This window comes from Burkholderia sp. MSHR3999 (assembly GCF_000833595.1).
Taxonomy (GTDB): domain Bacteria; phylum Pseudomonadota; class Gammaproteobacteria; order Burkholderiales; family Burkholderiaceae; genus Burkholderia; species Burkholderia ubonensis.
This window is the reverse complement of record NZ_JRFO01000006.1, coordinates 640,596-655,400: the sequence shown is the minus strand read 5'-3', so window position 1 is coordinate 655,400 and position 14,805 is coordinate 640,596. Positions and strand designations below refer to the sequence as shown.

Sequence of the window (14,805 nt, the reverse complement as noted above, 5' to 3'; positions counted from 1 at the left end):
GCGGCGCCCGTTCGGCCTCGAACGGGCCGCAAACGGGGCGGTGAAACAGCGCGCAGCCCCGCGCGGCGTGACCGGGCGGGGCGCGTCCTCGACGACGGGTTACATGCGGAAATGTTCGCCGAGATAGACGCGGCGCACGCTTTCGTTCTCGATGATTTCGCTCGGCGCGCCGGCGGCGAGCACGGTGCCGTCGCTGATGATGTACGCGTGATCGCAGATGCCCAGCGTTTCGCGGACGTTGTGGTCCGTGATCAGCACGCCGATGTTGCGCTGCTTCAGGAACTTGACGATCTTCTGGATCTCGAGCACCGCGATCGGGTCGACGCCCGCGAACGGCTCGTCGAGCAGGATGAAGCTCGGGTTGGTCGCGAGCGCGCGCGCGATCTCGACGCGGCGGCGTTCGCCGCCGGACAGCGACAGCGCCGGATTCTCGCGCAGGTGGCCGATCTGCAGCTCGTCGAGCAGCGCCTCGGTGCGCGACGCGATCGCGTCCTTCGACAGGCGCTTGCCGCCGTCGTCGTGCTGCAGCTCGAGCACCGCGCGGATGTTTTCCTCGACGGTCAGCTTGCGGAACACCGACGCTTCCTGCGGCAGGTACGACAGCCCCAGCGACGCGCGCTTGTGGATCGGCAGCAGGCTGATCGAGCTGCCGTTCAGCGAGATTTCGCCCGCATCCAGCGGCACGAGCCCGACGATCATGTAGAACGACGTGGTCTTGCCGGCGCCGTTCGGGCCGAGCAGGCCGACGACTTCGCCGCTCTTCACGTCGAGCGACACATCCTTGACCACCGTGCGCGAGCCGTAGCGCTTCTTCAGGTTGCGCACGACGAGCGAGCTGCTGGTGCCGGCCGGCTGGCGGTTCGGTAACGCGTTCATTGGCCCGGCGCCCCCTGGATCGAGGTCGACGGCGCCAGCTTGGCCGGCGCGCCGTTCAGCGGGGCGGGGCCGCCGTTGCGCGGCGACAGCATCGCGCGCACGCGGCCGTTCGGGTTGCCCGGCGCCGCGACGTCCTTGCCGCCGCGCGCGGTGTAGAAGTCGCGCTGGCCGTCGTAGGTGATCACGCTGCCGTGCACGGTGTCGGCGATCGTCGACGTGCCCTGCAGGCGGCGCACGGTCGCGGCGGTCGTGAGCGTCGTCAGGTCCTGCTTGCCGTCGTAGTCGATGCGTTCCGAGTCGCCGTCGATGTACTCGTCGAGCCCTTCGCGCTTCTGGCGGAACGACGCGTGCTTCTTGCCGCTGCCGTACGACGTCGCGTACTGATAGCCTTCCGGATCCTGCCGCACTTCGACGCGATCACCCTTGATGACGATCGTGCCCTTCGTGATCACGACGTTGCCGGTCGCGATGGTGACCTGCTTCAGGTCGTCGTAGGTCAGGTTGTCCGCTTCGACGTTGATCGGCTTGCCCTGATCGGCCTTTTCGGCGTGGGCGAGCGGCGCCAGCCCGGCCAGCGGGAGCGCCACGAGCGTCGCGGCGAGCGCGGCGCGGGCAGCGCGCCGGGCGCCGCCGTAAATCTGACACGGGAACGATTCGTTCATGCAGTCACGCGTGGGATGAGTTACTTGGGTTGACCTTTCGAGCCGCCGGACGCGTCCGACGCGGCGATCGTGCCGCGCACGTTGCCGTAAAGCTCGATGACCCGGGTGACGTTGTTGTACTTCATGCCGTCGGTCGCGTTGACGAGCGACAGGCCGCGCTGAAGTTTAACCGGCTTTTCGGTCTGGATCACATCATCATTGACGAAGATCCGGAAATGCTGGGAATCCGCCTGCATCTGCGGATCGCCGCCGCCTGCGGCGCGCAGGATGCGCGCGTCGTCGTACAGGTCGACGATCGACACGTCGCCGTTGACGGTGCCGCGCTTCGCGGTGGTCGTCACGACCGGCTTGCCGGGCTGGAACGCGCGCATCGCCGGGGTGGTCAGGTCGCTCGACTCGGTGTCCTCGTAGTGGATCAGCTTCGCCGCGGTCAGCCGGTACTGGGTCGTGCCCGACTGGTCGAGCTCGGTCACCGAGAAGTTGTCCGCGAAATAATCGGGCGTGTGCTGCTTCTGCTGCGCGGGGCCTTCGCCGGGCGGCGGCAGCGTCGCCTGCAGCAGCCACCAGGTGATGCCCGCGAGCGCCGCGACCGCGGCGAGCGGCAGCAGCTGGGTCCAGCGGAATTGAGGATTCATCCGTCAGGCCCCGCAGGCTTGCGCGAGCAGCGCATCGTAGCGGCGCTGCGCGCGCAGGATCGTGTCGCAGACCTCGCGCACCGCGCCTTGGCCGCCGCGGGCCTCGGCGACCCAGTGCGCGCGGGCGATCACCTCGGGGTGCGCGTTCGCCGGCGCGGCAGCGAAGCCGCAGCGCAGCATCACCGGCAGGTCGGGCCAGTCGTCGCCCATGTAGCCGCATGCGTGCGGCGCGATGCCCAGCGACGCGGCCAGCTCGCCGAACACCGCGAGCTTGTTCTCGGCGCCCTGGAACAGGTGCGCGATCTTCATTTCCTTCGCGCGCGCGGCGACGATCTCGGACTTGCGGCCCGTGATGATCGCGGTTGCGATGCCGGCCTCGCCGAGCAGCTTCACGCCGTGCCCGTCGAGCGAATTGAACGACTTCATCGCGTCGCCGGCGGCCGTGAACAGCAGGCCGCCGTCGGTCAGCACGCCGTCGACGTCGAAAATCATCAGCTTCACACGGCTCGCGCGCTCGGCTGCGGTCAGCGCAGCGGTCATCAGATCACCTTCTTCGAGAACAGGTCGTGCATGTTCAGCGCGCCGATCAGCGCACCGTCGGCATCGACCACCAGCATCTGGTTGATCCGGTGGCGCTCCATCAGTTCCACCGCCTCGACCGCCAGGTGATCCGGCCCGATCGTGCGCGGCTGGCGCGTCATCACGTCGGCGATCGGCAGCCGGCGGAAATCGCCGTCGCGCTCGAGCACGCGGCGCAGGTCGCCGTCCGTGAAGATCCCGGCGACCTTGCCGTCGGCGCCGACCACGGCCGTCATCCCCATCCGCTTCGCGGTGATCTGGAACAGCGCGTCGGACAGCGTCGCGTCGAGCCCGACGGACGGAATCTCGTCGCCGGTGCGCATCACGTCGCGCACGTAGGTGAGCAGGCGCCGGCCGAGCGCGCCGCCCGGGTGCGAGCGCGCGAAATCCTCGGAGCCGAAGCCGCGCGCGTCGAGCACCGCGACCGCGAGCGCGTCTCCGAGCGCGAGCGCGGCGGTCGTGCTCGCGGTGGGCGCGAGGTTGAGCGGGCACGCTTCCTTCGCGACCGCGGCGTTCAGGTTGACGTCGGCGAGCTGGCCGAGGCTGGATTCGGCGCGGCCCGTGATCGCGATCAGCTTCGCGCCGATCCGCTTCACGAGCGGCAGGATCGCGACGAGCTCTTCCGACTCGCCGGAGTACGAGATGCCGATGAACACGTCGTCGGCCGTGACCATCCCGAGGTCGCCGTGGCTGGCCTCGGCCGGATGGACGAAGAACGCGGGCGTGCCGGTGCTGGCCAGCGTGGCCGCGATCTTGCGGGCGATGTGCCCCGATTTGCCGATTCCGGAGACCACCACGCGGCCGCCGCAGCCGAGCAGCAGCGCGACGGCCTTGACGAAGTCGCCGTCGAGCTGCTCGCTCAGTGCGCGCACGGCGTCCGCCTCGATGTCGAGCACGTCGCGGGCGAGCGCGAGCGCCCGATCATCATTGATTTTCGCTATCATGCGCGGAGTATAGCAAAGGCGTTTGTTCGCCGCGCCGGCCGTTCGGACTCGTCCGATGTCGCCTGTCTCCCGCCACCATGCCGCGCCTGCTTTGCCGTGGCCCCGACGACCGAGGACGCTTCGCCCGTGATTTCCCCGCTCGAAATGACGCTCCTGCTGCTGCTGGCTTCGGTGGTGGGCGTCGTCGTATTCCGTTCGCTGAACCTGCCACCGATGCTCGGCTACCTGACCGTCGGCATCCTGGTCGGCCCGCACGCGTTCGGCATCGCGGCGGACCTCGAGCGGGCCGAGCATCTCGCGGAATTCGGCGTGGTGTTCCTGATGTTCTCGATCGGCCTCGAGTTCTCGCTCGCGAAGCTGCGGGCGATGCAGCGGCTCGTGTTCGGCCTCGGGCTGCTGCAGGTGGTCGCGACGCTCGTGCTCGCGCTCGTGCTCGGCGCGCTGTTCGAGCGCTGGATGCACATCACGTGGCAGGGCTGCATCGCGCTCGGCGGCGCGCTCGCGATGTCGTCGACGGCGATCGTGTCGAAGATGCTCGCCGAGCGCCTCGAGATCGAGACCGAGCACGGCCGCAACATCTTCGGCGTGCTGCTGTTCCAGGATCTGGCCGTCGTGCCGCTCCTGATCGTGATCGCCGCGTTCGGCGCCGAGTCGTCGAAGGACCTGATGCTCACGCTCGGGTTCGCGGCCGTGAAGATCGTGATCGCGCTCGCGCTGCTGCTGATCGTCGGGCAGCGCTTCATGACCCGCTGGCTCAACGTCGTCGCGCGGCGCCGCTCGCAGGAGCTGTTCGTGCTGAACCTGCTGCTCGTCACGCTCGGCGCCGCGTTCTTCACCGACAAGTTCGGGCTGTCGCTCGCGCTCGGCGCGTTCATCGCGGGGATGCTGATTGCCGAGACGCCGTTCCGCCATCAGGTCGAGGAAGACATCAAGCCGTTCCGCGACGTGCTGCTCGGCCTGTTCTTCGTGACGACCGGGATGCTGCTCGATCCGCGGGTGATCTGGGAGCATCCGCTCCTCGTGTTCGGCTTCTTCGTCGGGCAGATCCTGTTCAAGGGCACGATGATCACGGGGCTCGCACGGCTGTTCGGCGCGACGCCGGGCGTCGCGATGCGCACCGGCATCGGCCTCGCGCAGGCCGGCGAGTTCGGCTTCGTGCTGCTGAACCTGATCCTCGACCGGCACCTCGTCGATGCGACGCTGCTGCAGGCGATCCTCGCGTCGATGCTGCTGTCGATGCTCGCCGCGCCGTTCCTGATCCAGAACGCCGACCGGATCGTGATGCGGCTGTCGTCGACCGAATGGATGCAGCAGTCGCTGCAGATGACCCGGATCGCGACGCAGAGCCTCAAGCAGCGCGGCCACGTGATCATTTGCGGCTACGGCCGCGCGGGCCAGAACCTTGCGCGGATGCTCGAGCAGGAAGGGATTCCGTACGTCGCGCTCGACCTCGACCCCGATCGCGTGAGCGCGGCCGCGGCCGCGGGCGAGTCGGTCGTGTTCGGCGACGCGGCGCGCCGCGAGTCGCTGCTCGCGGCCGGCATCCATCGCGCGGCGGCGGTCGCGATCACCTATGCGAACACGCCGTCGGCGCTGCGCGTGCTGCACCACGTGCACGAGCTCGAGCCGACGCTGCCGGCGATCGTGCGCACCGTCGACGACGCCGACCTGGAAAAGCTGCTCGCCGCCGGCGCGACCGAGGTGATCCCGGAAATCGTCGAGGGCAGCCTGATGCTCGCGTCGCATACGCTGGTGCTGGTCGGCGTGCCGATGCGCAAGGTCGTGCGGCGCGTCGAGGAGATGCGCGACGAGCGCTACAGCCTGCTGCGCGGCTACTTCCGCGGCGCCGACGACGCGGACGACGACGACCACGAGCAGGTGCGGCTACAATCGGTGCCGGTCGACGCGCGCGCGGACGCGGTCGGGCGCTCGCTGGAGGAGATCGGGCTGTTCGCGCTCGGGCTCGAGGTGACGGCGATCCGCCGGCACGGGATTCGCGGCGTCGAGCCGGATCCGCAGACCAAGCTGCGCGCGAGCGACATCGTCGTGCTGCGCGGGCTGCCCGAAGCGCTGGCGCTTGCTGAGGAGCGCCTGTCGCGCCATCGGCGCGAGCCGCCAGCCACGGCCGCGTGAGCGGCGATCCAGATCCATAACCTGACCCGTATTTTCTGAACGGTGCCCGAAACGTCGCGCACCGTTTTTTTCGGAGAGCTTCATGCCGCATTCGTCGTCGGGGGCGCCGGTCGATCCGGCCGCCTTCATCCACAGCCAGATCCGCACGGTGCCCGACTGGCCGCAGCCGGGCGTGCAGTTCCGCGACATCACGACGCTGCTGCAAAGCCCGAAGGCGCTGCGCGTGCTGGTCGACCTGTTCGTCGAGCGCTATGTCGACGCGAAGCTCGACTACGTCGCGGGCCTCGACGCGCGCGGCTTCATCATCGCGCCGATCGTCGCGTATGAGCTGAGCGTCGGCTTCGTGCCGATCCGCAAGGTCGGCAAGCTGCCGTACAAGACCCAGCGCGAATCGTACGACCTCGAATACGGCAGCGCGACCGTCGAGATCCACGAGGATGCGTGCCGGCCCGGCGACCGCGTGATCATCATGGACGACCTGATCGCGACCGGCGGCACGATGATGGCGGGGCGCAACCTGCTGCAGCGGCTCGGCGCGGTCGTCGTCGAGGGCGCGGCGATCATCGACCTGCCGGATCTCGGCGGCTCGGCGCTGCTGCGCAACGCAGGGCTGCCCGTCTATACCGTCACCGAATTCGCCGGACACTGAGCGCCGGCTTACGCAGCGAGGTCACGATGCCGAACTTCATGCTGTTTCTCGCCACGTCGATCGCGATCACGTTCGCGCCCGGCCCGGACAACCTTCAGGTGCTCGCGCGCGGCATCTCGCAGGGCCGCGCGGCCGGCCTCGTCGCGGCGCTCGGCTTCGCCGCCGGCGTGACGTTCCACACGACGCTCGCCGCGCTCGGCGTCGCGGCGGTGCTGCGTTCGTCGCCGGTCGCGTTCCAGATCCTGAAGCTCGCGGGCGCCGCGTACCTGATCTGGATCGGCATCAAGGCGCTGCGCAGCCAGGGCCTCGCGACCGCGCACGAGCGCGCGCCGCAGCCGCTGTGGTCGATCTTCCGCCAGAGCGTGATCGGCAACCTGATGAACCCGAAGGTGACGCTGTTCTTCGTCGTGTTCCTGCCGCAGTTCGTCGATGCCCACGGCGCGCAGAGCGTGACGCTGCAGATGTTCGAGCTCGGCGCGCTGTTCATGCTGCAGACGGCCGCGATCTTCTCGCTGTTCGGCGTGTGCGCCGGCGCGATCGGCACGTGGCTGAAGCGCCGGCCGAAGGCAGGCGTGTGGCTCGACCGGATCGCCGGCGCGACGTTCATCGCGATCGGCATCCGCGTCGCGCTGAAGGACTGAAGGGGGCTGCATGACGTTTCCGTGCATTGCGGCCGCGCGCCGCTTCGACCCGGCCGCGCACCTGCGTTTCGTGATCGCCGGCCTGGCCGTGGGCTGGGTGCGGCGTTCCGACGCAGCGCGGCTCGCCCGCTGGCCCGACGTGTTCGATCTGACGGACGACCGCGTCACGCTGTCCGACCGTTACGACACGGTCGACGCGCGCAGCATGGCGCTCGCGAGCGCGATCGGCGCGCTCGCGGCCGAAGGCGCGATTCCCGGCTGGCGCGACGAGATCTATGCGATCCGCAACCGCTTCGACGATCCGCCGCTCGCGTACATCGAGCGGGCCGCGTCGCGGTTCTTCGGCACGCAGACTTATGCGGTGCATTTGAACGGCATCGTAGAATATGCGGTTCGCCCAGGGGCGCCGGCTGCGCCGCAGATGTGGCTCGGCCGCCGCAGCGCGACCAAGGCAACCGACCCCGGCATGCTCGACAACGTCGTCGCGGGCGGCATCGGCTGGGGCTTGAGCGTTCACGAGACGCTGGCCAAGGAGTGCTGGGAGGAAGCCGGCATTCCGCCCGAACTGGCGGCGCGCGCGATCGCGGGCCGCGCGGTGCAGGTGCTCTGCTCGCTGCCGGAAGGCACGCAGTCCGAACTGCTGTTCGTCTACGACCTGCCGCTGCCGCGCGACTTCGCGCCGCACAACCAGGACGGCGAAGTCGCCGAGCACCTGCTGGCCGGCGTGCCCGAGGTGATCGGGTGGCTGCGGGACGGCCGGGCGACGCTCGATGCGAGCCTCGCGACGCTCGACACGCTGCTGCGCCACCGCTGGCTCGCGCCGCAAGACGCGGCGGGCATCGACGCGCTGTTCGCGCCGGCGGCCTGACGCGCGGCGCCGGCCGCGCGTGGCCGTTGCGCGCGCCAGCATTTTCACGAATACGGAAACGAAGGGAGTACGGTCATGTCGGCCGATCACAGCTTTATCCTGAAACTGTCGTGCCCCGACCGGCACGGCATCGTCCACGCGGTCTCGGGCTTCCTGTTCGAGCGCGGCAGCAACATCCTCGACTCGGCGCAGTTCGGCGACAGCCGCACCGGCGAATTCTTCATGCGCGTGCACTTCGACCAGAACGGCAGCGGCGCGGACGTCGCGGCGACGCTCGACACGCTGCGCGCGCAGTTCGCGCCGCTCGCCGAGCAGTTCGCGATGCGCTGGGAGCTGCATGACGCGGCGGTGAAGCCGCGCGTCGTGATCATGGTGTCGAAGATCGGCCATTGCCTGAACGACCTGCTGTTCCGCTACCGCACGGGCCAGCTGCCGATCGAGATCCCGGCGATCGTGTCGAACCACAAGGACTTCTACCAGCTCGCCGCGAGCTACGACATCCCGTTCCATCACTTCCCGCTCGTCGGCGGCTCGTCCGACGCCGCGAAGGCCGCGCAGGAAGCGCGCGTGCTGGAAGTGATCGACGAGCACCAGGCCGACCTCGTCGTGCTGGCGCGCTACATGCAGATCCTGTCGCAGGACATGTGCGAGCGGCTCGCCGGGCGCGCGATCAACATCCACCATTCGTTCCTGCCGAGCTTCAAGGGCGCGAAGCCGTACTACCAGGCGTTCGACCGCGGCGTGAAGCTGATCGGCGCGACCGCGCACTACGTGACGACCGACCTGGACGAAGGCCCGATCATCGAGCAGGAAGTGGAGCGCGTCGATCACAGCATGACGCCGGACCAGCTGACCGCGATCGGCCGCGACGTCGAGTGCGTGACGCTCGCGCGCGCGCGGTGAAGTGGCACGTCGAGCACCGGATCGTGCTGAACGGGACGAAGACGGTCGTGTTCCGCTGAGCCGCGGTTCACCCGAGCAGAAAGCAAAACGCCGCGCCCTGCCAAGGGCGCGGCGTTTTTGCTTGCGGACGATTCCGGGCCGAGCGGATCAGATCAGCCGAAGCGTGTGCAATTCGCGCTTCAAATACGCATAGAAGATCGGCGCGGCGATCACGCCCGGCAGCCCGAACGCGGCTTCCATCACGAGCATCGCGAGCAGCAGCTCCCACGCGCGCGACTCGATCTGGCCGCCGATGATCTTCGCGTTCAGGAAGTACTCGAGCTTGTGGATGACCACGAGGAACGCGAGCGACGCGATCGCGGTGCCCATGCTCACCGACAGCGACACCGCGACGATCAGCGTGTTCGAGATCAGGTTGCCGATCACCGGCAGCAGGCCGACGATGAACGTGACGAGCACGAGCGTCTTCGACAGCGGCAGATGCTCGTGGAAGACCGGCAGCGCGACGAGCAGGTAGATGCCCGTGAAGAACGCGTTGATCGCCGAGATCTTGATCTGCGCGAACACGATCCGGCGGAACGCGTCGGCGAAGCGCGACACGCGCGTGACGAGCGCGGTCGACAGCGGCCGGCGCACCTTGCCGTGCTCGACGCCGATCGCGATCATCGCGCCGATGATCATCCCGAACAGCACGTGGCCGAAGCCGCGTGCGACGCTCTTGCCGCTCTGCTGGAGCTGGTCCATGTGCGTGTGCATCAGCAAGGCCGCCTTCGTCTTCATCTGCTCGACGTCGACGGGCAGCAGGTTCGCGATCCAGGCCGGCGTGCGCGCGCGGGTCTGCTCGACGATCTGCATCAGCTGGCCGAGCAGGCCCTGCAGGTTCGGCACCGCGTGCTCGAAGTGCTCGATGATGCCGATCGTGAGGCCCGTCAGCGCGCCGACGATCGCGACGGACAGCAGCACGACCGCGACCCAGCGTGCCCGCATGCTCGTCGTGTGCCGTTCGATCACGGGCGCGATCGTGTGGATGAGCTGGTAGACGAGCAGGCCGGCCAGCATGCCGCCGAGCAGCTTCAGCTCGAGGACGAGCCACATCGAGAGGAGCGCCAGCAGGTAGCTGCCGATCTCGATCGCCGACAGTTTCGGCAGGCTGAAGTCGCTCGTCAGCCGGACGCTGCGCAGGTGCGGCTCCTTGTTCTGCGCGTCGCGCGGCGACTCGTGTTGCTTCTCCGTCATGATTTCCTGGTGTCGTTCGTGCGCCCGGCCATGCGAGGTCCGGCCGGCGGCGTTCGCCCTTCGCTGCACCGGATTGGTGCGGATGGCGAACCTTACGACCGTAAAGTATAGCCGCCATTATGAGCCGCCACGGGACCATTTGGTGCGTGGTGCGAACGCAAAAAGGGAAAACGCCGACGGGCCGTCGAACGGCGGCCGGGGAGGGGGCGCGCGCAACCGTTCGGCCGCGCGCGGCGCGGCGGGATCAGCCCGCCGCGACTTTGCGGCTGGTGCGCCTGAGCAGCGGCGCGAGGTACTTGCCGGTGAAGCTCGCCTTCGTCTTCGCGACCTGCTCGGGCGTGCCCTGCGCGATGATCTGGCCGCCGCCCGCGCCGCCTTCCGGGCCGAGGTCGATCACCCAGTCGGCCGTCTTGATCACGTCGAGGTTGTGCTCGATGATCACGACCGTGTTGCCCTGGTCGCGCAGCCGGTGGATCACTTCGAGCAGCAGCGCGATGTCGTGGAAGTGCAGGCCGGTGGTCGGCTCGTCGAGGATGTACAGCGTGCGGCCCGTGTCGCGCTTGGAGAGCTCGAGCGACAGCTTCACGCGCTGCGCCTCGCCGCCCGACAGCGTCGTCGCCGACTGGCCGAGGCGGATGTAGCCGAGGCCGACGTCGAGCAGCGTCTTCAGCTTGCGCGCGACGACGGGCACCGCGTTGAAGAACTCGTACGCGTGCTCGACCGTCATGTCGAGCACTTCGCTGATGTTCTTGCCCTTGTACAGGACTTCGAGCGTCTCGCGGTTGTAGCGCTTGCCGTGGCAGACGTCGCACGGCACGTAGACGTCCGGCAGGAAGTGCATCTCGACCTTCAGCACGCCGTCGCCCTGGCACGACTCGCAGCGGCCGCCCTTCACGTTGAACGAGAAGCGGCCCGGATCGTAGCCGCGCTCCTTCGAGGTCGGCACGCCGGAGAACAGCTCGCGGATCGGCGTGAACAGGCCCGTATACGTGGCCGGGTTCGAGCGCGGCGTGCGGCCGATCGGCGACTGGTCGACGTTGATCACCTTGTCGAAATGCTCGAGGCCCTCGATCGCCTCGTGCGGCGCCGGCTCGGCCGACGAGCCGTACAGGTGGCGCGCGACCGCGTGATACAGCGTGTCGTTGATCAGCGTCGACTTGCCGGAGCCCGACACGCCGGTGATGCAGGTCAGCAGGCCGACCGGCAGCTCGAGGTCGACGTGCTTCAGGTTGTTGCCGTGCGCGTCGACGATGCGCAGCATCCGGTCCGGCTCGGGCGCGATCCGCTCGTCCGGATACTCGATCGTGCGCTTGCCGACGAGGTACTGGCCGGTCAGCGATGCCGCGTTCGCCTGCACCTGCTTCGGCGTGCCTTCGGCGACCACCACGCCGCCGTGCTCGCCCGCGCCGGGGCCCATGTCGACCACGTAGTCGGCGGTGCGGATCATGTCCTCGTCGTGCTCGACGACGATCACCGAGTTGCCGAGGTCGCGCAGGTGCTTGAGCGTCGCGATCAGGCGGTCGTTGTCGCGCTGGTGCAGGCCGATCGACGGCTCGTCGAGCACGTACATCACGCCGGTGAGGCCCGAGCCGATCTGCGACGCGAGCCGGATGCGCTGCGCCTCGCCGCCCGACAGCGTTTCCGCGCTGCGCTCGAGCGACAGGTAGTCGAGGCCGACGTTGTTCAGGAAGGTCAGCCGCGCGACGATTTCCTTGATCACCTTTTCGGCGATTTCGCCCTTCGCGCCTTCGAGCGTCAGGCCGTCGAAGTAGCCGAGCGCGTCGCGCAGCGGCCAGGCGCTGACTTCGTAGATCGCGCGCGCGTAGTCGCCCGCGCCGACCCGCACGTGGCGCGCCTCGCGGCGCAGGCGGGTGCCGTCGCACGACGGGCACGGCTGGTTGTTCTGGTACTTCGACAGCTCCTCGCGCACCGCGACCGAATCGGTCTCGCGGTAGCGACGCTCCAGGTTCGGGATGATCCCCTCGAACACGTGCTCGCGGATCGTCGTGCGGCCGCGCTCGTTGATGTACGAGAACGGGATCGTCTGCTTGCCGGAGCCGTACAGCAGCACCTTCCTGATCTTCTCGGGGAGATCCTCGAACGCGGCGTCGATGTCGAATTCGTAGAACGCCGCGAGGCTCTGCAGCATCTGGAAGTAGAATTGGTTGCGCCGGTCCCAGCCCTTCACCGCGCCCGCGGCGAGCGACAGCGACGGGTGCGCGACGACCCGCTTCGGATCGAAGAACGTGATCTGGCCGAGGCCGTCGCATTCCGGGCACGCGCCCATCGGGTTGTTGAACGAGAACAGGCGCGGCTCGAGCTCCTGCAGCGAGTACGAGCAGATCGGGCACGCGAACTTCGAGCTGAACAGGTGTTCCTTGTCGGTATCCATCTCGAGCGCGATCGCGCGGCCGTCCGCGAGGCGCAGCGCCGTCTCGAACGACTCGGCGAGGCGCTGCTTCATGTCCGGGCGCACCTTGAGACGATCGACGACGACGTCGATCGTGTGCTTGTCGTTCTTCTTGAGCTTCGGCAGCGCGTCGACCTCGTAGATCTTCGCGACGCCTTCGTTCGCGGTGCCGCCGCCCGAGCGCACGCGAAAGCGCACGAAGCCCTGCGCCTGCATGTCCTCGAACAGCTCGGCGTGCTCGCCCTTGCGGTTCGCGACGACGGGCGCGAGGATCATCAGCTTGGTGTCCTCGGGCAGCGCGAGCGCCGCGTCGACCATCTGCGACACGCTTTGCGCTTCGAGCGGGATCTCGTGGTCCGGGCAATACGGCGTGCCGACCCGTGCGTACAAAAGTCGCAGGTAGTCGTGGATTTCGGTGACCGTGCCGACGGTCGAACGCGGGTTGTGCGACGTCGCCTTCTGCTCGATCGAGATCGCGGGCGACAGGCCCTCGATCAGGTCGACGTCCGGTTTCTCCATCAGCTGCAGGAACTGGCGCGCGTACGCGGACAGGCTCTCGACGTAGCGGCGCTGCCCTTCCGCATAAAGGGTATCGAACGCGAGCGACGACTTGCCCGACCCGGACAGCCCGGTAATCACGATCAGCTTGTGGCGCGGCAGGTCGAGATTGACGTTTTTCAGGTTGTGGGTGCGCGCCCCACGGATACGAATCTGTTCCATGAACCTGGCGAAAAGGAGGGGGACCAAACCTGCTACTATAACGGCTTTTCGAGACCGTCGTTCGGGGCTCCCGACCTTTGCAGCAGCTGTCAGCAAGGCCGCCGCCCGCGCCGGGACGGCTGCCCGCCGCACGGCCTTGCGCGTGCCGGAGCGCGGCCTGCCGATGGCTCGCGTCGCACCCGGCCGCCCGCCCGGGCCGACGGCCGTGATCTTCCGCCGCCCGCTGCCGGGCGGACATTCCGATCATTCGAAATTCACTCCCGATGTCCAATCCGTCCGCCACGTCTTCCCGCATGACTGCGCCCGAATTGCGCGCGACCACGTCGCTCGCCGCGATCTTCGCGCTGCGCATGCTCGGCCTGTTCATGATCATGCCGGTGTTCTCGGTCTACGCGAAAACCATCCCGGGCGGCGACAACGTGCTGCTCGTCGGCATCGCGCTCGGGGCCTACGGCGTCACGCAGTCGCTGCTCTACATCTTCTACGGCTGGGCGTCCGACCGGTTCGGGCGCAAGCCGGTGATCGCGACCGGCCTGCTGATCTTCGCGATCGGCAGCTTCGTCGCCGCGTTCGCGCACGACATCACGTGGATCATCGTCGGCCGCGTGATCCAGGGGATGGGCGCCGTGTCGTCCGCGGTGCTCGCGTTCATCGCGGACCTGACGTCCGAGCAGAACCGCACCAAGGCGATGGCGATGGTCGGCGGCTCGATCGGCGTGTCGTTCGCGGTCGCGATCGTCGGCGCGCCGATCGTGTTCCACTGGGTCGGGATGAACGGGCTGTTCGCGCTCGTCGGCGTGCTGTCGATCCTCGCGATCGGCGTCGTGCTGTGGGTCGTGCCGAATGCGGCGAAGCCCGTGCACGTGCCCGCGCCGTTCTCCGAAGTGCTGCACAACGCCGAGCTGCTGCGCCTCAATTTCGGCGTGCTCGTGCTGCATGCGACGCAGACCGCGCTGTTCCTCGTCGTGCCGCGCCTGCTCGTCGACGGCGGGCTGCCGGTCGCGTCGCACTGGAAGGTCTACCTGCCGGTGATGGCGCTCGCGTTCGTGATGATGGTGCCGGCGATCATCGTCGCGGAAAAGCAGGGCAAGATGAAGCCCGTGCTGCTCGGCGGCATCCTCGCTATCCTGATCGGCCAATTGCTGCTGGGCAGCACGCCGCATACCATCCTGATTGTGGCCGCGGTGCTGTTCGTCTATTTCTTGGGATTCAACATCCTGGAAGCGTCGCAGCCGTCGCTGGTCTCGAAGCTCGCGCCGGGCTCGCGCAAGGGCGCGGCCACGGGCGTGTACAACACGACGCAATCGATCGGGCTCGCGCTCGGCGGCGTCGTGGGCGGGTGGCTGCTCAAGCATGGCGGCGCGAACACGGTGTTCTACGCGTGCTCGGGCCTCGTGGCCGCGTGGCTTATAATCGCGGCCAGCATGAAGGCGCCGCCGCGCAAGGCCTGATCCCTTATCCGGGCTCGCATCGGCGGGGCTTGCCGGGCAGCCCGGCGGGCCGGCTCGACGCGATTCGCGAGCGGCCCGGCATCGAATCTATTGGAGAA

12 protein-coding genes and 1 pseudogene are annotated in these 14,805 nt (G+C 68.3%); 6 read left to right on the top strand and 7 right to left on the bottom strand.

Annotated elements, in window-relative coordinates:
- Positions 1-99: 99 nt before the first annotated feature.
- The 5 genes from lptB to kdsD are packed head-to-tail and all read right to left on the bottom strand — an operon-like array spanning position 100 to position 3,696.
- Positions 100-876 carry an LPS export ABC transporter ATP-binding protein gene (gene lptB, locus KY49_RS20250; protein WP_010090668.1) on the bottom strand — a complete coding sequence of 259 codons (777 nt, stop codon included), beginning with the start codon at positions 874-876 and terminating at the stop codon, positions 100-102.
- On the bottom strand, positions 873-1,538 hold the full coding sequence (lptA, locus tag KY49_RS20245; protein ID WP_042586338.1) for a lipopolysaccharide transport periplasmic protein LptA: 666 nt from the start codon (positions 1,536-1,538) through the stop codon (positions 873-875). The genes lptB and lptA overlap by 4 nt, the downstream gene beginning before the upstream one ends.
- Before the next feature lie 20 nt (positions 1,539-1,558).
- Positions 1,559-2,173: an LPS export ABC transporter periplasmic protein LptC gene (lptC, locus tag KY49_RS20240; RefSeq protein WP_042586337.1), complete on the bottom strand. Its 615-nt coding sequence runs from the start codon at positions 2,171-2,173 to the stop codon at positions 1,559-1,561.
- Positions 2,174-2,176: 3 nt separating this feature from the next.
- Positions 2,177-2,713, bottom strand: a complete 537-nt coding sequence (locus KY49_RS20235) for a KdsC family phosphatase (RefSeq protein WP_042586336.1) — start codon at positions 2,711-2,713, stop codon at positions 2,177-2,179.
- The gene (gene kdsD / locus KY49_RS20230; RefSeq protein WP_042586335.1) at positions 2,713-3,696 is read right to left on the bottom strand and encodes an arabinose 5-phosphate isomerase KdsD; all 984 of its coding nucleotides are present in this window, start codon (positions 3,694-3,696) and stop codon (positions 2,713-2,715) included. The genes KY49_RS20235 and kdsD overlap by 1 nt, the downstream gene beginning before the upstream one ends.
- A gap of 126 nt (positions 3,697-3,822) precedes the next feature.
- Here kdsD and KY49_RS20225 point away from each other — a divergent pair, with 126 nt between their 5' ends.
- From KY49_RS20225 to purU, 5 genes and pseudogenes are all read left to right on the top strand, one after another.
- Entirely contained in the window at positions 3,823-5,829 is a 2,007-nt protein-coding gene (locus KY49_RS20225) for a monovalent cation:proton antiporter family protein (protein WP_042586881.1), read from the top strand.
- Between the two features lie 82 nt (positions 5,830-5,911).
- Positions 5,912-6,478, top strand: a complete 567-nt coding sequence (locus KY49_RS20220; protein ID WP_010090674.1) for an adenine phosphoribosyltransferase — start codon at positions 5,912-5,914, stop codon at positions 6,476-6,478.
- 26 nt (positions 6,479-6,504) lie between these two features.
- The gene (locus tag KY49_RS20215; RefSeq protein ID WP_042586334.1) at positions 6,505-7,119 is read left to right on the top strand and encodes a LysE family translocator; all 615 of its coding nucleotides are present in this window, start codon (positions 6,505-6,507) and stop codon (positions 7,117-7,119) included.
- A 10-nt stretch (positions 7,120-7,129) separates the two neighbouring features.
- Positions 7,130-7,987, top strand: a complete 858-nt coding sequence (locus KY49_RS20210; RefSeq protein WP_042586333.1) for an NUDIX hydrolase — start codon at positions 7,130-7,132, stop codon at positions 7,985-7,987.
- 75 nt (positions 7,988-8,062) lie between these two features.
- Positions 8,063-8,949, top strand: a pseudogene (gene purU, locus KY49_RS20205) (formyltetrahydrofolate deformylase).
- A gap of 88 nt (positions 8,950-9,037) precedes the next feature.
- Here purU and KY49_RS20200 read toward each other — a convergent pair.
- Positions 9,038-10,126: an AI-2E family transporter gene (locus KY49_RS20200; RefSeq protein WP_042586332.1), complete on the bottom strand. Its 1,089-nt coding sequence runs from the start codon at positions 10,124-10,126 to the stop codon at positions 9,038-9,040.
- Between the two features lie 244 nt (positions 10,127-10,370).
- Positions 10,371-13,256 (bottom strand): excinuclease ABC subunit UvrA, encoded by a 2,886-nt coding sequence (gene uvrA / locus KY49_RS20195; protein ID WP_042586331.1) that lies wholly within the window; start codon positions 13,254-13,256, stop codon positions 10,371-10,373.
- A gap of 263 nt (positions 13,257-13,519) precedes the next feature.
- Here uvrA and KY49_RS20190 point away from each other — a divergent pair, with 263 nt between their 5' ends.
- A complete protein-coding gene (locus tag KY49_RS20190; RefSeq protein WP_042586330.1) occupies positions 13,520-14,707 on the top strand; it encodes an MFS transporter in 1,188 nt (395 codons plus the stop codon).
- Positions 14,708-14,805: the final 98 nt, after the last annotated feature.

Coding starts and splice junctions, on each gene's coding strand:
- KY49_RS20200 (WP_042586332.1), bottom strand. CDS start 10,126: ATGACGGAGAAGCAACACGAGTCGCCGCGCGACGCGCAGAACAAGGAG.
- KY49_RS20210 (WP_042586333.1), top strand. CDS start 7,130: ATGACGTTTCCGTGCATTGCGGCCGCGCGCCGCTTCGACCCGGCCGCG.
- uvrA (WP_042586331.1), bottom strand. CDS start 13,256: ATGGAACAGATTCGTATCCGTGGGGCGCGCACCCACAACCTGAAAAAC.
- kdsD (WP_042586335.1), bottom strand. CDS start 3,696: ATGATAGCGAAAATCAATGATGATCGGGCGCTCGCGCTCGCCCGCGAC.
- lptC (WP_042586337.1), bottom strand. CDS start 2,173: ATGAATCCTCAATTCCGCTGGACCCAGCTGCTGCCGCTCGCCGCGGTC.
- KY49_RS20190 (WP_042586330.1), top strand. CDS start 13,520: ATGTCCAATCCGTCCGCCACGTCTTCCCGCATGACTGCGCCCGAATTG.
- KY49_RS20220 (WP_010090674.1), top strand. CDS start 5,912: ATGCCGCATTCGTCGTCGGGGGCGCCGGTCGATCCGGCCGCCTTCATC.
- lptA (WP_042586338.1), bottom strand. CDS start 1,538: ATGAACGAATCGTTCCCGTGTCAGATTTACGGCGGCGCCCGGCGCGCT.
- lptB (WP_010090668.1), bottom strand. CDS start 876: ATGAACGCGTTACCGAACCGCCAGCCGGCCGGCACCAGCAGCTCGCTC.
- KY49_RS20235 (WP_042586336.1), bottom strand. CDS start 2,713: ATGACCGCTGCGCTGACCGCAGCCGAGCGCGCGAGCCGTGTGAAGCTG.
- KY49_RS20215 (WP_042586334.1), top strand. CDS start 6,505: ATGCCGAACTTCATGCTGTTTCTCGCCACGTCGATCGCGATCACGTTC.